The sequence below is a fragment of the Pseudomonas sp. B21-053 genome, assembly GCF_026016365.1.
In the GTDB taxonomy this organism is placed as follows: Bacteria; Pseudomonadota; Gammaproteobacteria; order Pseudomonadales; family Pseudomonadaceae; genus Aquipseudomonas; species Aquipseudomonas nunensis.
In genome coordinates this window covers 7015508-7036631 of sequence record NZ_CP087205.1, presented here as the reverse complement: position 1 = coordinate 7036631, position 21124 = coordinate 7015508, and the positions used below count along the sequence as shown (strand labels likewise).

Below are 21124 nucleotides of genomic sequence, written 5' to 3'. Positions count from 1 at the left end.
GGCGAACAGGTTCAAGCATCGGGCCCTTTGTCGTGGCGAGCAAGAGGGGAGTGGCTTATTTGCACTGTTATACTATAACATAAATTAACGCTTTCCCCTGTGCCCCAAGAACATGAAGAGCTGCGCGAACGCCCTCAGCTGGCGTTCGACCGGCCACATCCTGTGAGGAATACCTGATGCCCAATCGTCTCCCCGTGACCGTCCTGTCGGGCTTTCTCGGCGCCGGAAAGAGTACGTTACTGAATTATGTACTACGTAATCGCGACAATTTGCGAGTCGCCGTGATCGTCAACGATATGAGCGAGATCAACATCGATGGCAGCGAAGTCCAGCGCGATGTCAGCCTGAACCGCGCCGAAGAGAAACTCGTGGAAATGAGCAACGGCTGCATTTGCTGTACGTTGCGCGAAGACTTGCTGGAAGAAGTCAGCAAACTCGCGAAGGACGGTCGATTTGATTATTTGTTGATCGAATCCACCGGGATTTCCGAACCGCTGCCCGTTGCGGAAACTTTCACCTTCCGCGACGAAGAAGGCCAAAGCCTGGCCGACATCGCCCGGCTCGACACCATGGTCACCGTGGTCGATGGCATGAACTTCCTGCTCGACTACCAGGCCGCCGAAAGCCTCGCCTCCCGTGGCGAAACCTTGGGAGAGGAGGATGAGCGTTCGATTACTGACCTGCTGATTGAGCAGATCGAATTCGCCGACGTGATCCTGATCAGCAAGATCGACTTGATCAGCAGTAGCGAGCGCCAGGAGCTGATCGCGATCCTCGAACGGCTCAATTCCCAAGCGGAAATCATTCCGATGGTCATGGGTGAAATCCCGCTGGAAAAGATCCTCAACACCGGCCGCTTCGACTTCGAAAAAGCCGCCCAGGCACCGGGCTGGTTGCAGGAGTTGCGTGGCGAGCACGTGCCGGAAACCGAAGAATACGGCATCGCTTCCACGGCCTATCGCGCGCGCCGGCCATTCCATCCTCAGCGCTTTTTCAGATTCATCGACCGCCCGTGGGTGAATGGCAAACTGCTGCGCTCCAAAGGGTTTTTCTGGCTGGCCAGCAAGCACATGGACGCCGGTAGCTGGTCTCAGGCCGGCGGTTTGATGCGCCATGGTTTCGCCGGTCGCTGGTGGCGTTTCGTGCCGAAAACCCAATGGCCGCAGGACGAGGAAAGTACCGCCGGGATCATGGAAAACTGGACCGCGAGCACCGGCGATTGCCGTCAGGAGCTGGTGTTCATCGGCCAGAACATCGACTTCGCGCAACTCACCGCCGAACTCGACAATTGCCTGCTGACCGACGATGAAATGGCCCAAGGCATCGAAGGCTGGCGCCTGCTGCCAGACCCGTTCGGCCCCTGGCACGAAGAGGCGGCCTGATGCTCACACTTAACCCTGTGGGAGCGGGCTTGCTCGCGAAGGCGTCCGTCCGGACACCACGCCAACATCATGGAACCAACCCGAAAGTCCTGACAAAGATCCTCCACGACGACGCCAATCTCGCCGTCTGGCAGCGCCAACTCCCGGTACACATCGCCGATTTCGCCAGCCTGTTGCTGTCGCTGAACGAACCCTTGGCCGAGGCGTTGTCCCTGGAAATGCTCACCGAAGACGCCGAGCCAAACCTGCGCGGATTGGCTTCTGGCTTCAGCGATCTGGAAGGTTATGAAGGCTTTATCACCGACGTTTCCTGGCTGGTCAGCGCGTTCGCCTGCTTGCTCGGTGCCAAGCGCGTCGGCCTGCGTTTGCGGGTGCTGGACAAGGCCATGTGCCCGCGCTTCCACGTCGATCACGTGCCGGTGCGATTGATCACCACCTATGCCGGCGTCGGCAGTCAGTGGCTGAAGGAAGGGGCGATGGATCGCCGGCAACTGGGCAATCCCGAGGCCGAACCGCCGTCGTCGATCCAGCAAATCAACAGTGGCGACGTGGCGTTGCTCAAAGGCGAGAAATGGCACGGCAACGAAGGTTTCGGCTTGATCCATCGCTCGCCGCAACCAGCGACAGGCGAGCGTCGATTGATCCTGACCCTCGACTGGCTGAGCTGACGGCTCAGGGTTTGAGCCAGTTTCCCTGGCTCTGTGCTTCGCAGAACGGCTTCAGATACGCTGCATCGGTGGCCACGCCGTAATAGTGAATATCCTGGCGGTAAGGCATATTGGCGACTTGGGCGTTGCTGCACACGCCGAAAGCGCCGGTGGGGCATTGGTCGACGTATTGCACTTCGACTTTCTGACCGGGCAGGTTCGGCTGGCAAAAACCGTCGGCGAACAGTTTTTCCGGGATGTTGCGATTCTGTTGGCAGACCTTCACGTCGAGCCGTTCCGCCTGGCTATGGACCACGCACGCTTGGGCCCGCGCCTCGCCCGACGTCAGCGCCAACAGCAACGACAATCCCATCAACCGCATCCTCTACCTCCTCAGAAACTCTCGACCATGTTGCAGAACATCCCCACTCACGTCATCGCCGGCCCGTTGGGTGCCGGCAAGACCAGCCTGATCAAGCACCTGTTGGCGCAGCGGCCGGCGCATGAGCGCTGGGCGGTGCTGATCAACGAGTTCGGCCAGATCGGCCTCGACGCCGCGCTGCTGACTCAGGACGTCGATGGTATCGCACTGGGTGAAGTGGCCGGGGGCTGTTTGTGTTGCGTCAATGGTGCGCCGTTCCAGATCGGCCTCGGGCGGTTGCTGCGCAAGGCGCGGCCGGATCGGTTGTTTATCGAACCTTCCGGGCTGGGCCATCCGGCGCAGTTGCTGCGACAGTTGAGCGAGGCGCCGTGGCTTGGGGTGTTGGCGGTTCAGCCGTGTGTTTTGGTGCTGGATGCCCAGGCGATTGCGGCCGGGAAACCGCTGCCGGCGGCGCAACAGGAGGCACTGAAAAGCGCGGGTTTGTTGCTGCTGAACAAGTCGGAAGGTCTTGATGATGGCGATCGCCAGCGGATCAAGGCACTGCTGCCGATGCGTCCGTTGTATTGGACACAGCAAGCGGTTTTGCCGTTGAGCGAATTGCCGGGGCTTGAGGCTCGAGGTGTCGCGGGTGTGGATAACTTGGTCGTCCCCAAAGGCTTGGCGCAGATGCCGGCGATCTGGACTGATCACGCGTTTCCGATTTGCTTGAGTCAGGAGCAGGAGGGCGGTTGGAGTATTGGCTGGCGTTGGCATCCGAGTCAGACCTTTGATTCGGCACTCGTTACGTGGTGGCTTGAAAGCCTTGCCTGGCGGCGCGCGAAGCTGGTTATCCACAGTGGCGAGGGTTGGGTTTCAGCGAATGCGGTGGATAACTCGGCGTTGGCGTGGCAGCGGAGTGAATGGCGGCAGGATTCGCGGATTGAGCTGATCTTCAGTGAACCGCAGGATGTCGATGCGTTGCAAAGAGGTCTAGCTGATTGCCGGCTGAGTTGAAGATCAAAAGATCGCAGCCTTCGGCAGCTCCTACATTTGGAATGCGATCCCTGTAGGAGCTGCCGAAGGCTGCGATCTTTTGCTTTTAATTCAAGGCCGCCATTTAGTGTGTTCCTGACGCCACTGGCTCATCTCAATCACTTCACCACGCGGCTTCACCACTTCAACCACCGGCGGCGTGTCGTCGAACGGCATCGGATAAGGCGCCAGTTCAATCTGCGCGCTGTGCGCCCCGAACTGGGTGATCGTCCCGGTGTGACGCGTTTCGCCCGTCACGGTGAATTCGAAGTTGTACACCCGCGCCAAACGTCGACGGCCGTTGGCATCTTTGATAAAACCGATTTTTTTCAGCGCCACGTTGCCGTCGAGCAACTCGATTTCGAGTTTGGCGCAATGCTGCTTGACTCGCTCCAGCGCACGCTCGCGCAAGCCGTGGTTATGCCACAGCCACGCGGCGCCAGTGGCCAGCAGCATTAGCACGAAGATATTTCCGAGGGTCAGCATCAACAAAGTGCTCCAACAAGATAGTGCCAGCTTAACTGTGTCGCCGGTCTGTCGTACAGGCTGCGTTTAGTCGCATACTGCGCGGCTCGAATTTCAATCGTTTTACGGAAAACTCACCGCATGAAACGTACGCCCCATCTGCTCGCCATCCAGTCCCACGTGGTGTTCGGCCACGCTGGCAACAGCGCCGCGGTTTTCCCGATGCAGCGGGTCGGGGTGAATGTCTGGCCGCTCAACACTGTGCAGTTCTCCAACCACACGCAATATGGGCAGTGGGCGGGTGAAATATTGCCGCCGCACCAGATTCCCGAGCTGGTGGAAGGCATCGCCGCGATTGGTGAACTGGGCAACTGCGATGCGGTGCTGTCGGGCTACCTCGGCAGTGCGGCCCAGGGCCGGGCGATCCTCACGGGGGTGGCGCGGATCAAGTCGATCAACCCCAAGGCCCTGTATTTGTGCGACCCGGTGATGGGCCACCCGGAAAAAGGTTGCAGCGTGCCGACCGAGGTCAGCGATTTCCTGCTGGAAGAAGCCGCTGCCGTGGCGGACTTCATGTGCCCGAATCAGCTGGAGCTGGACAGCTTCTCGGGACGCAAGCCGCAGTCGCTGTTCGATTGCCTCGCCATGGCGCGAGCGCTGCTGGCGCGTGGGCCGAAGGCGGTGTTGGTCAAGCATCTGGACTATCCCGGCAAACCTGAAGAGGTTTTCGAGATGCTGCTGGTGACGGCTGAAGGCAGCTGGCATTTACGTCGGCCGTTGTTGGCGTTTCCGCGTCAGCCGGTGGGCGTGGGTGACCTGACGTCCGGGTTGTTCCTCGCCCGCGTGCTGTTGGGTGACAGCCTGGTGGCGGCGTTTGAGTTCACGGCGGCAGCGGTGCACGAGGTGTTGCTGGAAACCCAGGCCTGCGCCAGTTATGAGCTGGAACTGGTGCGGGCGCAGGACCGGATTGCCCATCCTCGGGTGCGGTTCGAAGCGACGCCGATCAGTCTTTAAAAGCTTCGCGGGCAAGCCTCGCTCCTACAGGTCCGAGTCGCTCGCATAGTGCGTGTACGGCTCGGACCTGTAGGAGCGAGGCTTGCCCGCGAAAGCGATCCAGAGACCGAACAACGCGTCAGGCGTCGCCCTTGATCTCCTGATAGCGCTTTTCCAGTTCCTGACGAATCTGCCGACGCTGCTGGGCCTGGATGAAGCGGCGCTTGTCTTCGCTGTTCTGCGGTTGCAGCGGCGGGACGGCGGCCGGTTTGCGCTGGTCATCCACCGCGACCATGGTGAAGAAGCAGCTGTTGGTGTGGCGCACCGAGCGCTCGCGAATGTTTTCGGTCACCACCTTGATACCCACCTCCATCGAGGTGTTGCCGGTGTAGTTGACCGAGGCCAGAAAGGTCACCAGCTCGCCGACATGAATCGGCTCGCGGAAAATCACCTGATCCACCGACAAGGTCACCACGTAGCGGCCGGCATAACGGCTGGCGCAGGCGTAGGCCACTTCGTCGAGGTACTTGAGCAGGGTGCCACCGTGGACATTGCCAGAGAAGTTGGCCATGTCGGGAGTCATCAATACCGTCATCGACAGTTGGGCGTTTCCGGGTTCCATAGCGTTCTCACGGGTCAAGGCAGGATTTCGGGAGCGCACCTCTGCGGGTGCGTAGCGGGCTTTTCAAACCAACCTATATCGGGACGCCGGGCAGGTGGCTGTCGTCACGCCCTGATCGATCTGTTTCCATATATTGCACCGCCTTTCTGTCGGAAGTCGCGGTGTTACGCTCCGAAGAGTCGATCTCAAGGAGCCCCATACCATGCATGCCATCAGTTTCATCCAGGATTTGGCAGTGATCATGTTGGTCGCGGGCGTGGTGACCGTGCTCTTTCATCGCTTCAAGCAACCGGTGGTGCTCGGCTACATCGTCGCCGGCTTCATCATCGGCCCGCACACGCCGCCGTTCGGCCTGATCCACGATGAAGAAACCATCAAGACCCTCGCTGAGCTCGGGGTGATTTTCCTGATGTTCTGCCTGGGCCTGGAGTTCAGCCTGCGCAAGTTGTTCAAGGTCGGGGCCACGGCGTTTATCGCGGCGTTCCTTGAGATCGTGCTGATGATCTGGATCGGCTACGAAATCGGCCGCTGGTTCGACTGGAACACCATGGATTCGCTGTTCCTCGGGGCGATCCTGGCGATTTCCTCGACCACCATCATCGTCAAGGCGCTCAACGACCTGAAGATGAAAAACGAGCGCTTTGCGCAGTTGATCTTCGGTGTGCTGATCGTTGAAGACATCCTCGGTATCGGCATCATCGCCTTGTTGTCGAGCATCGCGGTCAGCGGCACCGTCAGTTCCGGCGAAGTGTTCTCCACGGTTGGTAAGCTCTCGCTGTTCATGATTGTCGCGCTGGTGATCGGCATCTTGCTGGTGCCGCGATTGCTGGCCTATGTGGCCAAATTCGAAAGCAATGAGATGCTGTTGATCACCGTGCTGGGCCTGTGTTTCGGCTTCTGCCTGCTAGTGGTCAAGCTCGAATACAGCATGGTCCTCGGCGCCTTCCTGATTGGCGCGATCATGGCCGAATCCCGCCAATTGCTGAAAATCGAGCGCCTGATCGAACCGGTTCGCGACCTGTTCAGTGCGATCTTCTTCGTTGCCATCGGGCTGATGCTCGATCCGTTGATCCTGCTGCAATACGCCTGGCCCATCGCGGTGATCACCGTGGCGGTGGTGCTCGGCAAGATGTTGTCCTGCGGCCTCGGCGCCTTTATCGCCGGCAATGATGGACGCACCTCACTGCGGGTCGGGATGGGGCTTTCACAGATTGGCGAATTCTCCTTCATCATCGCCGCGCTGGGCATGACCCTGCAGGTCACGAGCAACTTCCTTTATCCAGTGGCGGTGGCGGTTTCGGTGATCACCACGCTGCTGACGCCGTACCTGATTCGCGCCGCCGATCCGCTGTCGATCAAGCTGGCGGCGGTCATGCCGGGGCGCCTGAGTCGCGTGTTGGGGATGTACGGCGAATGGCTGCGCAGCATTCAGCCTCAGGGCGAAGGCGCACTGCTGGCGTCGATGATCCGGCGGATTTTGTTGCAGGTGGGGGTCAATCTGGCGCTGGTGATCGCGATTTTCTTTTCGGGCGCATTTTTCGCCGAGCGCATGTCCGAATATCTGCAAGGCTGGATCAGTGACCCGAGCTGGCAGAAAGCGTTGATCTGGGGTGGGGCGCTGCTGGTGTCGCTGCCGTTCCTGATCGCCGCCTACCGTAAGCTCAAGGCGCTGTCGATGCTGTTGGCAGAGATGGGCGTGAAGCCGGAGATGGCTGGCCGCCACACGCAGCGAGTGCGTCGGGTGATCGCCGAAGTGATCCCGATCCTCTCGCTGCTGGTGATTTTCCTGCTGCTGGCAGCCTTGTCGGCCAGTATTTTGCCGACCAACAAGTTGCTGGTGCTGATCGCTGTGGTCACCGCCGCTGTGGCGGCGCTGCTCTGGCGCTGGTTCATCCGCGTGCATACGCGCATGCAGGTGGCCTTGCTGGAAACCCTGGACAACCACAAGGAATCGTCCGGGCATTGAAGCCTCTGTAGCAGCTGGCGCAGCCTGCGTTCGGCTGCGCAGCAGTCGTAAACCCGGAAAACCCGGTCAGCCTGGAACACCCCATTGCCCGATTTGCGGCTGCTTCGCCGCCGAACGCAGCCTTCGGCAGCTGCTACACATGGATCCGCAGGGTTCTATCAGCTTTCCAGCCAGACGTCCCGCGCCCAGTGCCACACCGATTCCCAGGTTTCTTCGGCAATCAGTTCTTCTTCGGCTTGCCACAACACCACGGTGCCGTCTTCTTCGACAAGGTAGTAGTCGTCACCGTCCTGGCAGATCGGGATCATGCTGCGATCAACGCCAGCGTCCCAGGCGTTGGCGGCAACGTCCGGCAGGTAGGTGTGGGATTGCGGGTCGGTCACAGTGACCGGCTCCAGGCTGCCGTAGACCACGTCGCTGACGGTCAGCAAAAATTCTCTGAAGACAAACGGGATGTCGATGAACAGCTGTTCTTCGATTTCCACGATCTGATCTTCGTCGGGCAACTCCAAGGGGACCGGTACCGGTTCGTTGGCTTCACGCAGTTGTTCGATGATTTCTTCCACGTCCGGGATCCTCTTGCTGATGGCGCGGTTTAGTTGGGGCGGTTTATACAGTAGCTCGCTATAGATGCAACCGCGAAATAGAAAACCCCGGCCGAGGCCGGGGCTTTTTACAGGGATAGCATTGCGACAGGTTTAACGCGAGTCGGTTCAGCCGTTCTGGCGGATACCGGCGACCAGCCAAGGCTGGTTCTCGCCCTGTGGACGTTCCATGTTCCAGCTTTCGCTGAACACTTCGCCCTGGTCGAAACGCGAGGTCTTCGACACGCCGCTGAAGGTCAAAGTGGCGATGGTCTTGTCGGCACGATCATCCACGCCGTCCAGTTGTACCTGGAGGTTATCGATGTACGTGGACTGGAAACCGTCGCCCAGATCAGCACGTTCGCGCTTGAGGAACTCCAGCATTTGCGGGGTCACGAACTCGGCGATCTTGTCCATTTCGTTGGCGTCCCAGTGCTGCTGCAGGGACTGGAAATGGTTGCGGGCCGCTTCGAGGAAGTTCTGTTCATTGAACCAGGCTGGCGCGTTGATCACCGGACGAGCTGCGGCAGGTGCCGCCGAGCCGCCGAAGATGGAACCGCCGGCAGGTTGGTTCTGGAACGTTTCACGCTGCATCGGCGCACCGGCCGGAGCCAGGTGGTCCTGCTGCTTGCGGCGACGGGCGGCGATGAAGCGGAAGATCAGGAACGCAATGACGGCCATGATCAGGATGTCGAAGATCTGCATGCCCTGGAAGCCACCGCCCATGAACATGGAGGCCAGCAGGCCACCGGCCGCGATACCGGCCAGAGGGCCGAGCCAGCGCGAAGCACCGCCGGCTTTGGCCGCAGCGCCAGCGGCACCGGCAGCACCCGCAGTGGCCGCAGCGCCGCCTGCGGCAGAAGAAGGCGCCATTTGGCTGGTCTGGTGGGTCGGCGCAGCGCCGGCGCTTTTACCGCCACCAAAGCGCTTGGCGTTGGCGTCGAGGCTCATCGTCAGGCCGATACACAAGGCCATGGCGATGCTAAGAAAACGTTTCATAAGGGGAATTCCCATTTGTGGATTGCACGCGAGCCATGTTGCACAGCTGAAGTGTTACTGGCTAGCGGCAGAGTGTTTCGGGCTTTTGCCTGACAGGTGATGTTCAGCTTCAGTCAGCGCAATAAGGCTTGTTACTTTGGTCCGTAGGACGAGTGGATAAGTCTTGTAGGAAAGATACCTAGCGTCGTAGCGCCAGCATGACTACACCGGCGGTAATCAAACCGATACCACCCCATTGGCGCAGGTCGAGCTTCTCGCCCAGCAGAATTACGCCGAGCACCGCCACCAGCACCACGCTGAGCTTGTCTACCGGAGCGACCAGAGAGGCCGGGCCGAGTTTCAGCGCGCGGAAGTAGCAAATCCATGAGGCGCCGGTCGCCAGTCCTGACAACAGCAGGAACAGGTAGCTCTTGGCCGAGATCGATCCTAATGATTGATATTGGCCCGTTGCGTACAAAATCAAGGCCAGGCTGACGAGCACCACCATCGTGCGCAGGAGGGTGGCGAAGTCGGAATTGACGTTTTCGATGCCAATCTTGGCGAAGATCGCGGTCATGGCGGCGAATGCCGCCGATAACAGGGCCCAGAATGTCCAGGAGGAAAAGAAGCCTGAGCCCATGGTTTGCATCCTTATAAGATCAACCACGACAGTTGGAGTCTGTGGGAGGCGAGCCTGCTCGCGAATGAAAGCGCCGCGAAGTATCTGATAAACCGCGGCGCGACTATTCGCGAGCAGGCTCGCTCCCACAGAAAAGCTGACAGCTTTAGATTGCTTCCAGCTTCGCATACCCCAACATCAGCCACTTGCTGCCTTCACCGAAGTTCACCTGCACCCGAGCCTGTGCCCCGGCGCCTTCGAAGTTCAGGATCACGCCGTCGCCAAACACCGAATGCCGTACCGCCTGACCCAGGCTGAAACCGGTGTCCGGGATTTCGCTGCCGCCGAACAAACTGCTGGAACTCTGCTGCTGACCACCGCCGAACGGGCGGCTGACACTGTTGGACAAGCGCACTTCCTGGATCAGACCTTTCGGCACTTCACGTACGAAACGCGACACCTTGTTGTAAGTCTCGCTGCCGTACAGGCGACGGGTTTCAGCATAGGTCATCACCAGATTCTGCATGGCCCGGGTGATACCGACGTAGGCCAGGCGGCGTTCTTCTTCAAGACGACCCGGTTCTTCCAGGCTCATCTTGTGCGGGAACAAACCTTCTTCCATGCCCACCAGGAACACGTAAGGGAATTCCAGGCCTTTGGCGCTGTGCAGGGTCATCAACTGAATGCTGTCTTCGTGCTCGTCGGCCTGGGTGTCGCCGGCTTCCAGCGAGGCGTGGCCGAGAAACGCCGACAGCGGCGTCAGGTCTTCGTCTTCTTCCGCGTTTTCGAAGTTGCGCGCGGCGCTGACCAGTTCCTCAAGGTTTTCTACCCGAGCCTGGCCTTTCTCGCCTTTTTCCGCTTCGTGGTAGGCAATCAGCCCCGACTGCTCGATGACGGTCTGGGTCATCAGGTGCAGCGGCATGTCCATGCACTTGGCGGCGAGGTTCTCGATCAGCTCGATAAACGCCCCGAGAGCGCCGGCCGCACGACCGGTCAGGCCCTTGTTCGCTACCAGCAGGCGCATGGCTTCCCACATCGACACATCGCTATGACGGGCATGGTCGCGAATCGCTTCGACAGTTTTCTCGCCGATGCCACGGGCCGGGACGTTGATCACCCGCTCGAGTGCCGCATCGTTGCCACGGCCCTCCAGCAAGCGCAGGTAAGCCATGGCGTTCTTGATTTCCGCCCGCTCGAAGAAGCGCTGACCGCCATAGATGCGGTACGGAATGCGCTCACGCAGCAAGGCTTCTTCCAAAACGCGGGATTGGGCGTTGGAACGGTACAAAATCGCGATATCGCTGCGGGCCAAGCCGGTTTTCAGCGCGCTTTCGATGGTTTCCACCACATAACGCGCTTCGTCGTGTTCATTGAACGCGGCGTACAGATTGATCGCTTCGCCTTCGCCGCCGTCGGTCCACAGCTCTTTGCCCATGCGCCCGGTGTTGTTGGCAATCAGGGCGTTGGCAGCCTTGAGGATGCCGGCGGTGGAGCGGTAGTTCTGCTCCAGACGAATAGTCTCGGCATCCGGGAAGTCGTCGGAGTACTGATAGATGTTCTCGATTTTCGCGCCACGCCAGCCGTAGATCGACTGGTCGTCGTCGCCGACCACCATCAGGCTGTCGCCGCCCTTGGCCAGCAGACGCAACCAGGCGTACTGCACGGCGTTGGTGTCCTGGAACTCGTCCACCAGAATATGGCGGAAGCGCTTCTGATAGTGCGCCAGCAAACCCGGGTGATCGCGCCACAGGTCGAGGGCGCGCAACAGCAATTCGGAGAAGTCGATCACGCCCGCGCGCAGGCACGCAGCCTCATAGGCTTCATAAATGCTGCGCATGGTCGCCAGGAACAAATCGCCGCTGGCCTGAATGTGTTGCGGACGCAGACCTTCGTCTTTCTGCCCGTTGATGAACCACTGAGCCTGACGAGCCGGCCAGCGTTGCTCGTCCAGGCCCAGCTCGCGGATCACCCGCTTGACCAGGCGTTGCTGGTCATCGCTGTCGAGAATCTGGAAGGTCTGGCTCAGCCCGGCTTCCTGCCAGTGCGCCCGCAGCAAGCGGTGCGCCAGGCCGTGAAAGGTGCCGACCCACATGCCGGCCGGGTTCAACCCCATCAACTGCTCGATGCGATGACGCATCTCCGCAGCGGCCTTGTTGGTAAAGGTCACCGACAGGATGGAGTGGGGCGAGGCGTTCTCGACCTGGATCAACCAGGCGATACGGTGCACCAGCACTCGGGTTTTACCGGAACCAGCACCGGCCAGGACCAACTGACGACCCACGGAGGCAGCTACGGCCTGGCGTTGGGCATCGTTGAGGGAGTTCAGCAGAAGGGAGAGATCATCGCGCATCGGGGCATTCTAGGGGGCGGCGCCACACCGGGCAAACCCCGCTTTGATTTAGCCGATGAAAGATCTGCGGAGGACGACCGGTCGGTCACTGGCTGCAAGCGGCGGCGGGGCTCGCTTGGAGGCTTTTATATCGATGCCGGCGGTCGATACTTTGGTCTACTTTGTGATCTGGGGCAGTTTGGTCCCGGCCCATGCTTGTGTATGCTCCGTGCACAATTCGGGCTCACCACGCTCATTATAAGAACAAGAATATTGACTACGACCCTCAGCTCCGACCTGTCGGGCCCCTCTGTGGAGCCCCGGGTTATCCGCAAACAGTACGCCATGGAAATGGCGGTCGAACGCACGCGCCTGCTGTACCAGGGCTCGTTGTTGCCGACGCTGTTCATGCTGATCAATGGTCTGGTCTGCGCCGGCCTGCTCTGGAGCCCGCAGCGCTACTTCCTGGTCAGCGTCTGGCTGGTCTGGTTGTTGTCGCTGGTGGCGCTACGCGTGATTCAAGTGGCAGCCTTCGATTCGGCGATCCCCAACCGCCAGGCCCATCCGATCTGGATCCGCATGTTTCTGCTGGGCTCGGCCATGACCGGCCTGACCCTCGCTGGCGCCGGCATCGCGCTGGTCCCTGCCGACACCTTTATCCAGCAAGCCTGGGTCTTCGGCCTGATCGGCGCCGCAGCGCTCTCGGCCAGCGTGGCCTACGCGGTCAGCCTGCCTGCATTTCTATCCTTTACCTTGCCCTGTCTGTTGCCGGCCATCGGCTATATGTTTTGGGGCGGCGACGAGCAGCAGCAAGGTTGGGGCTGGTTCGGACTGATCCTGCTGGGCGCCTTGAGCGTGGTGGCCTGGCAGGTCAATCGGTTGATTGATCGCGGCTTGCTTCGGCGTTTCCAGAACCAGGCGCTGATCGAGCATTTGCAGCTCGCCCAGACCAAGAGTGACCAGCTCAATTACGAACTGGCCAAGGAAATCGACCAGCGCCGCCATGCCGAAGAAGAGCTGCGCGAAGCCCAGGTCGAACTGGAAAATCGCGTGGCTGAGCGCAGCCAGGAACTGAGCGCCGCCACCCAGGCCCTGAGCAAGAGTGAAGCGCGCCTGGCGTTGGCGTTGAAGGCCAGCGAATTGGGGTTGTGGGACTGGAACCTGCAAACCGATGAGGTCCATCACACCCAGATCCAGGAGTTGTTCGGCCTGGCGCCGGAGTATGTGACGGCCATGCTCAGTCACCTGCGGCCGCGCCTGCATCCGGACGACGTGCCGTCCCTCAAACGCGCGCTGGTCGAGCACTTGAAGGGCCGCAGCGAGGATTACCAGATCGAATACCGCGTACGGCATGGCGATGGCCACTGGGTCTGGATCGAAGACCGTGGCCGCGCAGTGGAGCGCAGTGAAAGTGGCCGGGTGATTCGCATGGTCGGCACCCGTCGCGACATCAGCGCCAGCAAAGGTCAGGAAGAACAGCGACAACTGGCGGCCACCGTGTTCGAGGCCGCCAGTGAAGGCATCGTGATTTTCGACCCGGATTACGCGCTGATTGCGGTCAACCAAGCCTTCAGCCGGGTGACGGGCTACGACATCGAAGACATGCTCGGGCGCAACGTTGTCGAGTTGCCGTGCAGTCGCGATGCCCGTCGGCATTATGGGGCGATTCATCAATCCCTGGAGCAGCACGGCAGTTGGCAAGGCGAACTGGTGGAAACCCGCAAGAACGGCGAGCTCTACCCGCAATGGCTGCAACTCAACGCTGTGCGCGATTCTCGGGGAAAGGTCAGTCATATCGTGGGCTTCTTCGCCGATCTTTCCGCACGGCGCGAATCCGAAGAACGCATGCGCTACCTGACGCATTACGACGAACTCACGGGCCTGGCCAACCGTTCGCTGTTCCGCGAACGATTGCGCGAAGCCCATCAACGAGTTCGGCAGGGCGGGCGGCGCAGTCTGGCGTTGCTGCACATCAACCTCGATCGTTTCAAGCTGCTGAACGACAGCCTTGGGCATGAAATCGCCGATCAGTTATTGCAGAAAATGGCCCGGCGGCTGGTCAACGCATTGCCTGAGGCGGACACCATTGCGCGGCTGTCCGGGGATGAATTTGCGGTGTTGTTCGATGCTTACGGCAACCTGTCGAGCTTGGCGCGAGTGGCGACCCGCCTGTCGAGCAAATTGCGCTTGCCGGTGACGGTGGATGGCCATGAACTGGTGGTCAGCGCGTCCATGGGCATCAGCTTGTTGCCAGACAACGCCCGGGAAATTTCCGCGCTGGTCAGCCAATCGAACATGGCCATGCAGCACGCCAAACACTTGGGCGGGAATAATTTCCAGTTCTATACCGAAAGCCTGCAAGCCAGCACCCTTGAGCGTTTGCAGCTGGAAAACCAGCTGCGCAAAGCCATCGAAGAAAAACAGCTGAAAGTGTTTTACCAACCGAAACTGTGCCTCGACACCGGCCGTCTGAATGCTGCCGAAGCCCTGGTGCGCTGGGACCATCCGAGCATGGGCCGGGTGCCGCCCAACGATTTCATTGGCTTGGCTGAGGAAACCGGGTTGATCGGCCCGATCGGCGAGTTCGTGTTGCGCCAGGCCTGCTGGCAGGCTTGTGAATGGCAGCGCCAAGGGCTGGCGCCGATTCGGGTCTCGGTCAACCTGTCGGTGCATCAATTGCGCCAGGGCAAACTGGTCAGTCTGGTGCGTCAGGTGCTGGAAGAAACCGGTCTGGCGCCGCATTTCCTGGAGCTGGAGCTCACCGAAAGCCAGTTGCTGGACAGCGTCGAACACATCATCGCGACCTTCCAGCAGTTGCGCGACCTGGGCGTGAAACTGGCGATCGACGATTTTGGCACCGGGTATTCGTCTCTGAGTTATCTAAAGCGCATTCCGGTGGATTACGTGAAAATCGACCAGGCGTTTATCCGTGGTTTGGGGGAGGGCAGCGAAGATGCGGCGATTACCCGGGCTATCATCGCCATGGCGCATGGCTTGTCGCTGAAAGTCGTGGCCGAAGGTGTGGAGCGGGAAGAGCAGCTGGCGTTTTTGAAAGGCGAACGCTGTGACGAAGTGCAGGGATATTTGATCAGTCGTCCAGTGGAAGCGACTGATCTGGCCGAGCTGTTGCGCAACGACGCCAACCCTTTGTAGCAGCTGCCGAAGGCTGCGTTCGGCTGCGAAGCAGTCGTGAATAGGCGTTATGCGGTTTAACAGGAAAATTTGGTATTCAGGTTTCACGACTGCTTCGCAGTCGAACGCAGGCTTCGCCAGCTGCTACAAAGGCCAAAGGTGCTACATGGAGCGCATAACGCGTGGAATGGGGATATCGAGTTACGCATTGAGCAGGCAAAAAGCCGATTCATGTAGTATAACTACAAGCGTGCTACATCCCCGGCAACTGCCAATAACAAAGAGTCGAACCCTTTGAATCTGCTGCAACACATCGCCCAGTCACGCCACCTGTTACGCAAGTCGGAGCTCAAGGTCGCCGACCATGTGCTGCTTGATCCTGCGGCGGTGATGCACAGTTCCATGGCCGACCTGGCCCACAGCGTGGGGATCAGCGAGCCGACCATCGTGCGGTTTTGCCGCGCCATCGGTTGCTCCGGTTTCCAGGATTTGAAGCTGAAGCTGGCGCAGAGCCTGGCGGCCGGTGCGAGTTTTGGGCAGTTCGCGATTCATGAAGACGATTCGGTCGCTGACTACAGCCTGAAAATCTTCGACACCACGCTGCACACGTTGATGGAGGTTCGCGAGAAGCTCGATCCGGTGGAGTTGCAGCGGGCGGTCTCGCTGATGTCCCAGGCGCAGCGGGTCGAGTTCTACGGCTTCGGCGCGTCGGGCGCAGTGGCGGCGGATGCGCAGCACAAGTTCTTCCGCTTGCTGCTGACGGCGGCGGCGTATTCCGACCCGCACATGCAGGCGATGTCGGCGGTAACGTTGAAGCCGACCGATGTGGCGATCTGCATATCCCAGTCCGGGCGCTCCAAGGATTTGTTGATCACCGCGAATCTGGTCCGTGAAAGCGGCGCCTCGCTGATCACCTTGTGCCCGAGCCAGACGCCGTTGGCCGAGTTGTCGACCGTCAATCTGGCGATCGATGTGCACGAAGACACTGAAATCTATACGCCGCTGACCTCGCGAATCGCCCACCTGGTGGTGATCGACGTGTTGGCGATGGGCGTGGCCATGGCCCGCGGCCCGAGCCTGGTCAACCACCTCAAGAGCGTCAAGCGCAGCCTGCGCAGCTTGCGGTTGTCGCCTAAATCGGTGAAAGCGCTGGACGACTGACGTCGTCGTAAGGTCGTACCGACCTTAATCGCGAGCAGGCTCGCTCCCACATTGGAATGCGATTCCCCTGTGGGAGCGGGCTTGCTCGCGAATACTTACTCAAAAACGCCACATCTCCCGGCAATATTCACACCTCTGTAACCCACCCGCCGCCAAACCGTCATCCCCAGCGTTCATCGTGTAACTCCCGTACTCGCCTTGGGAGACCCGAAATGGCCCAGCCCTACGAAGAACGCAACAGCGCCCTCAGAACCCGTCGCCAGCAAGAAGATCAGCGCCGCATGGAATTCCGCCGCGCTATCGAAGATCGTTGCGAACGCCGCCAGCTTCTGGCTGAGATCGGTGATTTCCCCGAGGATCTGGAACTCAACTACTGGCAGGCAGCACCGGCAACTTCCCGTCGAAACGCTCAACCAGCGCGCTGATCTGCACCCGTTCGCTGCGGATAAACGCAAGGAATGCGTGCGCTACCGGTGACAGGCGTTTTGCCTTGGCCTGCACCAGGCACCAGCTGCGATACAACGGCAGCTCTTCGACCGGCAGCTCAATGAGTGCGCCGGTCGCCAACTCAAGGTTCAGGGCATGGCGCGTCAACAAGGCCAGGCCCAGACCCGCTAACACACACTCACGCTGGGCTTCTGCCGACGCGACCTCCTGGGTCTGGGTGAAGTGCACGCGTTTCTCTTTGAAATATTCTTCGCAAGCCATCCGCGTGCCCGATCCCGGCTCGCGCATCAACAGCGTGTAAGGCTCCAGATCCTGCAAACGAAGTGGTCCCATGTGGCACAGCGGATGATCCGGCGGTGCCACGGCGACGATCGGGTTGTTGAGGAACGGCAGGAATTCCAGGCCCATGTCTTGTGGCACCATCGACATGATCACCAGATCATCGCGGTTGTCCGACAGGCGTCGGATCACCTGGCCACGGTTGACCACCGTCAGGTGCAGGTTCACTTCCGGGTGTTGGCGCTTGAACGCGGCAAACAGGTGCGGCACGAAATACTTGGCGCTGGATTCCACCGCCAGTTTCAGCTGGCCCTGCAGCGATCCCTGCATGTCCGACAACTGCATGTCGAGGTTTTCCAGGCGCCCGAAAATGTCTCGGCTGGCGCGTTGAAGGGCTTCGGCAGCTTCCGTCATGTAGAGTTTTTTGCCGACGTAATCGAACAAAGGCTGACCAATCAGCTCCTCGAGTTGACGAATCTGTAGGCTAACGGCAGGTTGTGTGAGGGACATTTCGTCAGCCGCGCGGCTGTAGGACCGCAAATCACAGACTTCATTGAAAATCTGCAATTGACGCAATGTCATACGCATCAATGACTTACGCATTTTTGGCGGGCTCCGGCCACAGGCTGATACGCCAACTATAAGTCTTTACTTATGCCTGACCCAATTATTAATCATTTTTGTTAATCCCTTGTGAGGGCTAGTGTGGGGCTGCGACTAAATCGAAACATTTAGTCACGCGTCGACCTGGTCTAGCAGGTCGTGGGTACCACCGGCTCAAGGGAACCTCCAAGTGATAACAAAGATCCTGATCGCCAACCGTGGTGAGATTGCCGTACGAATCGTGCGTGCCTGCGCCGAGATGGGCATTCGCTCGGTCGCGATCTATTCCGACGCCGACCGCCATGCCTTGCATGTGAAGCGTGCGGACGAGGCCCACAGCATTGGTGCCGAGCCACTGGCCGGTTACTTGAATGCGCGCAAACTGGTGAATCTGGCCGTAGAAACCGGTTGTGATGCGTTGCATCCCGGCTACGGATTCCTCTCGGAAAACGCTGAACTGGCCGACATCTGCGCCGAGCGCGGCATCAAGTTCATTGGCCCGTCGGCTGAAGTCATTCGCCGCATGGGCGACAAGACTGAAGCACGTCGCAGCATGATCAAGGCCGGCGTGCCGGTCACGCCGGGCACCGAAGGTAACGTTGCGGACATCGCCGAAGCCTTGGTCGAGGGTGACCGTATCGGTTACCCAGTCATGCTCAAGGCAACTTCCGGTGGTGGTGGTCGTGGTATCCGTCGCTGCGACAGCCGCGAAGAGCTCGAACAAGCCTTCCCGCGAGTCATTTCCGAAGCGACCAAGGCCTTTGGTTCGGCGGAAGTGTTCCTGGAAAAATGCATCGTAAACCCGAAACACATCGAAGCGCAGATCCTCGGCGATAGCTTTGGCAACGTGGTGCACCTGTTCGAACGAGACTGCTCGATCCAGCGCCGCAACCAGAAGCTGATCGAGATCGCCCCGAGCCCGCAACTGACCCCGGAACAGCGCGCCTACATCGGCGACCTGTCGGTGCGCGCAGCCAAGGCCGTGGGTTACGAGAACGCCGGCACCGTGGAGTTCCTGCTCGCCGAGGGTGAGGTGTACTTCATGGAAATGAACACCCGGGTGCAGGTGGAACACACTATCACCGAAGAAATCACCGGCATCGACATCGTGCGTGAGCAGATCCGCATTGCGTCCGGCCTGCCGCTTTCAGTGAAACAGGAAGACATCCAGCACCGCGGTTTCGCGCTGCAATTCCGGATCAACGCCGAAGACCCGAAAAACAACTTCCTGCCGAGCTTCGGCAAGATCACCCGTTACTACGCACCCGGCGGCCCTGGCGTGCGTACCGACACGGCGATCTACACCGGCTACACCATTCCGCCGTTCTACGACTCCATGTGCCTGAAACTGGTGGTGTGGGCGTTGACCTGGGAAGAGGCGATGGACCGTGGCTTGCGCGCCCTCGACGACATGCGTCTGCAAGGGGTCAAGACCACCGCCGCGTACTACCAGGAAATCCTGCGTAACCCGGAATTCCGTAGCGGCCAGTTCAATACCAGCTTCGTTGAAAGCCACCCTGAACTGACCAACTACTCGATCAAGCGCAAACCCGAAGAGCTGGCCCTGGCCATCGCCGCCGCCATCGCCGCCCACGCAGGCCTGTGAGGAATAAAACAATGTCCAAGAAAATCCACGTAACCGACACAATCCTGCGCGACGCCCACCAATCGCTGCTCGCCACCCGCATGCGCACCGAAGACATGCTGCCGATCTGCGACAAGCTCGACAAAGTCGGCTACTGGTCGCTGGAATGCTGGGGCGGCGCGACGTTCGACGCCTGCGTACGTTTCCTGAAAGAAGACCCGTGGGAGCGTCTGCGCCAACTGCGCGCGGCGCTGCCGAACACGCGTCTGCAAATGCTCCTGCGTGGCCAGAACCTGCTGGGCTATCGGCATTACAGCGACGACGTGGTCAAAGCCTTCGTCGCTAAAGCCGCGGTCAACGGCATCGACGTGTTCCGCATCTTCGACGCCATGAACGACGTGCGTAACCTGCGCGTGGCCATCGAAGCCGTGAAAGCTGCAGGCAAACATGCCCAGGGCACCATCGCCTATACCACCAGCCCGGTGCACACCATCGACGCGTTCGTGGCCCAGGCCAAACAAATGGAAGCCATGGGTTGCGACTCGGTGGCGATCAAGGACATGGCTGGCCTGCTGACCCCGTACGCCACTGGCGAACTGGTTCGGGCGTTGAAAAGCGAGCAGTCGCTGCCTGTGTTCATTCACTCGCACGACACCGCTGGCCTGGCCACCATGTGCCAACTCAAGGCCATTGAAAACGGCGCCGATCACATCGACACCGCAATCTCCAGTTTCGCCTCGGGCACCAGCCACCCTGGCACCGAATCGATGGTCGCTGCCCTTAAAGGCACCGAGTTCGACACCGGCCTGAACCTGGAACTGCTGCAAGAGATCGGCCTGTACTTCTACGCCGTGCGCAAGAAGTACCACCAGTTCGAAAGCGAGTTCACTGCCGTCGATACCCGCGTGCAAGTCAACCAGGTGCCGGGCGGGATGATCTCCAACCTGGCTAACCAGTTGAAAGAGCAGGGTGCCCTGAACCGCATGGCGGAAGTGCTGGCCGAAATCCCGCGGGTGCGTGAAGACCTCGGCTTCCCGCCGTTGGTGACTCCAACCTCGCAAATCGTCGGCACCCAGGCGTTCTTCAACGTGTTGGCCGGCGAGCGCTACAAGACCATCACCAACGAAGTGAAGCTTTACCTGCAAGGTGGCTACGGCAAGGCGCCGGGCACCGTGAACGAAAAACTGCGTCGTCAGGCCATCGGCAGCGAAGACGTGATCGACGTTCGCCCGGCCGACTTGCTCAAGCCGGAAATGACCAAGCTGCGTGCCGAAATCGGCGCCGTGGCCAAGTCGGAAGAAGACGTGCTGACCTACGCCATGTTCCCGGACATCGGCCGCAAGTTCCTCGAAGAACGCAACGCCGGCACCCTGACCCCTGAAGTGCTGTTGCCGATTCCTGAAGCAGGCGGTGTGGCTTCTGCCGGTGGCGAAGGCGTACCGACCGAGTTCGTCATCGACGTCCACGGTGAAACCTACCGCGTCGACATCACCGGTGTCGGCGTCAAGGCCGAAGGCAAGCGTCACTTCTACCTGTCCATCGACGGCATGCCGGAAGAAGTGGTGTTCGAACCGCTCAACGAATTCGTCAGCGGCGGCAGCAGCAAACGTAAACAAGCCACGGCACCGGGCCACGTCAGCACCACCATGCCGGGCAACATCGTTGATGTGCTGGTCAAGGAAGGCGACACCGTGAAAGCCGGCCAAGCCGTGCTGATCACCGAAGCGATGAAGATGGAAACCGAAGTCCAGGCTGCCATCGCCGGCAAAGTCACCGCTATTCATGTAGCCAAGGGCGACCGGGTGAATCCGGGCGAAATCCTGATCGAGATCGAAGGTTGATTTAACAGCCTCGATACACCGCTTTAAACCTCGGGGGGGCATGTGCTCCCCTTTTTTTTGCCCGTCGTTTTGGGGCCACCACATACCTTTGTAGGAGC

Annotated in this window: 18 protein-coding genes; 10 read left to right on the top strand and 8 right to left on the bottom strand. The window is 60.0% G+C overall.

Features of this window, described 5'->3' with window-relative positions; all coding sequences use genetic code 11:
* Positions 1 to 176: 176 nt before the first annotated feature.
* Positions 177 to 1382, top strand: a complete 1206-nt coding sequence (gene zigA / locus LOY68_RS31710) for a zinc metallochaperone GTPase ZigA (protein WP_265041964.1) — start codon at positions 177 to 179, stop codon at positions 1380 to 1382.
* Positions 1382 to 2050, top strand: coding sequence for a DUF1826 domain-containing protein (locus LOY68_RS31705; RefSeq protein ID WP_265041963.1), 669 nt, complete (start codon positions 1382 to 1384; stop codon positions 2048 to 2050). The genes zigA and LOY68_RS31705 overlap by 1 nt, the downstream gene beginning before the upstream one ends.
* Before the next feature lie 4 nt (positions 2051 to 2054).
* Here the strand turns inward: LOY68_RS31705 and LOY68_RS31700 are convergent, their stop codons facing one another.
* Positions 2055 to 2411 (bottom strand): NADH:ubiquinone oxidoreductase, encoded by a 357-nt coding sequence (locus tag LOY68_RS31700; RefSeq protein WP_265041961.1) that lies wholly within the window; start codon positions 2409 to 2411, stop codon positions 2055 to 2057.
* Positions 2412 to 2438: 27 nt separating this feature from the next.
* Between LOY68_RS31700 and LOY68_RS31695 the strand changes: the two genes are divergently transcribed.
* A complete protein-coding gene (locus LOY68_RS31695; RefSeq protein ID WP_265041959.1) occupies positions 2439 to 3404 on the top strand; it encodes a CobW family GTP-binding protein in 966 nt (321 codons plus the stop codon).
* 90 nt (positions 3405 to 3494) lie between these two features.
* Here LOY68_RS31695 and LOY68_RS31690 read toward each other — a convergent pair whose 3' ends face one another.
* On the bottom strand, positions 3495 to 3908 hold the full coding sequence (locus tag LOY68_RS31690; RefSeq protein WP_054048264.1) for a DUF3301 domain-containing protein: 414 nt from the start codon (positions 3906 to 3908) through the stop codon (positions 3495 to 3497).
* 120 nt (positions 3909 to 4028) lie between these two features.
* Here LOY68_RS31690 and pdxY point away from each other — a divergent pair, with 120 nt between their 5' ends.
* The gene (pdxY, locus tag LOY68_RS31685; protein ID WP_054617088.1) at positions 4029 to 4901 is read left to right on the top strand and encodes a pyridoxal kinase PdxY; all 873 of its coding nucleotides are present in this window, start codon (positions 4029 to 4031) and stop codon (positions 4899 to 4901) included.
* Positions 4902 to 5019: 118 nt separating this feature from the next.
* Here the strand turns inward: pdxY and LOY68_RS31680 are convergent, their stop codons facing one another.
* Positions 5020 to 5502, bottom strand: coding sequence for an acyl-CoA thioesterase (locus tag LOY68_RS31680; RefSeq protein WP_094469908.1), 483 nt, complete (start codon positions 5500 to 5502; stop codon positions 5020 to 5022).
* A gap of 202 nt (positions 5503 to 5704) precedes the next feature.
* Between LOY68_RS31680 and LOY68_RS31675 the strand changes: the two genes are divergently transcribed.
* Positions 5705 to 7468 (top strand): cation:proton antiporter, encoded by a 1764-nt coding sequence (locus tag LOY68_RS31675; RefSeq protein WP_054048270.1) that lies wholly within the window; start codon positions 5705 to 5707, stop codon positions 7466 to 7468.
* Positions 7469 to 7626: 158 nt separating this feature from the next.
* On the opposite strand, the gene LOY68_RS31670 is transcribed toward LOY68_RS31675, so the two are convergent.
* From LOY68_RS31670 to uvrD, 4 genes are all read right to left on the bottom strand, one after another.
* Positions 7627 to 8034, bottom strand: a complete 408-nt coding sequence (locus tag LOY68_RS31670) for an SMI1/KNR4 family protein (protein ID WP_007943369.1) — start codon at positions 8032 to 8034, stop codon at positions 7627 to 7629.
* Positions 8035 to 8181: 147 nt separating this feature from the next.
* Positions 8182 to 9051, bottom strand: coding sequence for a Tim44 domain-containing protein (locus tag LOY68_RS31665; protein ID WP_054048272.1), 870 nt, complete (start codon positions 9049 to 9051; stop codon positions 8182 to 8184).
* Positions 9052 to 9229: 178 nt separating this feature from the next.
* A complete protein-coding gene (locus LOY68_RS31660; protein WP_054617085.1) occupies positions 9230 to 9670 on the bottom strand; it encodes an EamA family transporter in 441 nt (146 codons plus the stop codon).
* A 145-nt stretch (positions 9671 to 9815) separates the two neighbouring features.
* A complete protein-coding gene (gene uvrD, locus LOY68_RS31655) occupies positions 9816 to 11999 on the bottom strand; it encodes a DNA helicase II (protein ID WP_054048276.1) in 2184 nt (727 codons plus the stop codon).
* Between the two features lie 201 nt (positions 12000 to 12200).
* Here uvrD and LOY68_RS31650 point away from each other — a divergent pair, with 201 nt between their 5' ends.
* The 3 genes from LOY68_RS31650 to LOY68_RS31640 all read left to right on the top strand — a co-directional run bounded on the left by LOY68_RS31650 (position 12201) and on the right by LOY68_RS31640 (position 16696).
* The gene (locus tag LOY68_RS31650) at positions 12201 to 15131 is read left to right on the top strand and encodes an EAL domain-containing protein (RefSeq protein ID WP_265041951.1); all 2931 of its coding nucleotides are present in this window, start codon (positions 12201 to 12203) and stop codon (positions 15129 to 15131) included.
* A 273-nt stretch (positions 15132 to 15404) separates the two neighbouring features.
* A complete protein-coding gene (hexR, locus tag LOY68_RS31645; protein ID WP_008027445.1) occupies positions 15405 to 16271 on the top strand; it encodes a transcriptional regulator HexR in 867 nt (288 codons plus the stop codon).
* Between the two features lie 212 nt (positions 16272 to 16483).
* Positions 16484 to 16696, top strand: coding sequence for a PA3496 family putative envelope integrity protein (locus tag LOY68_RS31640; RefSeq protein WP_082356652.1), 213 nt, complete (start codon positions 16484 to 16486; stop codon positions 16694 to 16696).
* Here LOY68_RS31640 and LOY68_RS31635 read toward each other — a convergent pair.
* Positions 16638 to 17600, bottom strand: coding sequence for a LysR family transcriptional regulator (locus tag LOY68_RS31635; protein WP_054048279.1), 963 nt, complete (start codon positions 17598 to 17600; stop codon positions 16638 to 16640). The two genes, LOY68_RS31640 and LOY68_RS31635, sit on opposite strands and share 59 nt — an antisense overlap.
* A 190-nt stretch (positions 17601 to 17790) precedes the next feature.
* Here LOY68_RS31635 and LOY68_RS31630 point away from each other — a divergent pair, with 190 nt between their 5' ends.
* Both LOY68_RS31630 and oadA read left to right on the top strand, forming a co-directional pair.
* Positions 17791 to 19206, top strand: coding sequence for an acetyl-CoA carboxylase biotin carboxylase subunit (locus LOY68_RS31630; RefSeq protein ID WP_008030739.1), 1416 nt, complete (start codon positions 17791 to 17793; stop codon positions 19204 to 19206).
* An 11-nt stretch (positions 19207 to 19217) separates the two neighbouring features.
* Positions 19218 to 21026 (top strand): sodium-extruding oxaloacetate decarboxylase subunit alpha, encoded by a 1809-nt coding sequence (gene oadA / locus LOY68_RS31625; RefSeq protein ID WP_265041946.1) that lies wholly within the window; start codon positions 19218 to 19220, stop codon positions 21024 to 21026.
* The last annotated feature ends 98 nt before the right edge of the window (positions 21027 to 21124 follow it).

What these genes read in the sequence shown, in the direction of transcription:
- zigA (WP_265041964.1), top strand. Translation starts at nt 177, where the DNA reads ATGCCCAATCGTCTCCCCGTGACCGTCCTGTCGGGCTTTCTCGGCGCC.
- LOY68_RS31705 (WP_265041963.1), top strand. Translation starts at nt 1,382, where the DNA reads ATGCTCACACTTAACCCTGTGGGAGCGGGCTTGCTCGCGAAGGCGTCC.
- LOY68_RS31700 (WP_265041961.1), bottom strand. Translation starts at nt 2,411, where the DNA reads ATGCGGTTGATGGGATTGTCGTTGCTGTTGGCGCTGACGTCGGGCGAG.
- LOY68_RS31695 (WP_265041959.1), top strand. Translation starts at nt 2,439, where the DNA reads ATGTTGCAGAACATCCCCACTCACGTCATCGCCGGCCCGTTGGGTGCC.
- LOY68_RS31690 (WP_054048264.1), bottom strand. Translation starts at nt 3,908, where the DNA reads ATGCTGACCCTCGGAAATATCTTCGTGCTAATGCTGCTGGCCACTGGC.
- pdxY (WP_054617088.1), top strand. Translation starts at nt 4,029, where the DNA reads ATGAAACGTACGCCCCATCTGCTCGCCATCCAGTCCCACGTGGTGTTC.
- LOY68_RS31680 (WP_094469908.1), bottom strand. Translation starts at nt 5,502, where the DNA reads ATGGAACCCGGAAACGCCCAACTGTCGATGACGGTATTGATGACTCCC.
- LOY68_RS31675 (WP_054048270.1), top strand. Translation starts at nt 5,705, where the DNA reads ATGCATGCCATCAGTTTCATCCAGGATTTGGCAGTGATCATGTTGGTC.
- LOY68_RS31665 (WP_054048272.1), bottom strand. Translation starts at nt 9,051, where the DNA reads ATGAAACGTTTTCTTAGCATCGCCATGGCCTTGTGTATCGGCCTGACG.
- LOY68_RS31660 (WP_054617085.1), bottom strand. Translation starts at nt 9,670, where the DNA reads ATGGGCTCAGGCTTCTTTTCCTCCTGGACATTCTGGGCCCTGTTATCG.
- uvrD (WP_054048276.1), bottom strand. Translation starts at nt 11,999, where the DNA reads ATGCGCGATGATCTCTCCCTTCTGCTGAACTCCCTCAACGATGCCCAA.
- LOY68_RS31650 (WP_265041951.1), top strand. Translation starts at nt 12,201, where the DNA reads ATGCTCCGTGCACAATTCGGGCTCACCACGCTCATTATAAGAACAAGA.
- LOY68_RS31640 (WP_082356652.1), top strand. Translation starts at nt 16,484, where the DNA reads ATGGCCCAGCCCTACGAAGAACGCAACAGCGCCCTCAGAACCCGTCGC.
- LOY68_RS31635 (WP_054048279.1), bottom strand. Translation starts at nt 17,600, where the DNA reads ATGCGTAAGTCATTGATGCGTATGACATTGCGTCAATTGCAGATTTTC.
- oadA (WP_265041946.1), top strand. Translation starts at nt 19,218, where the DNA reads ATGTCCAAGAAAATCCACGTAACCGACACAATCCTGCGCGACGCCCAC.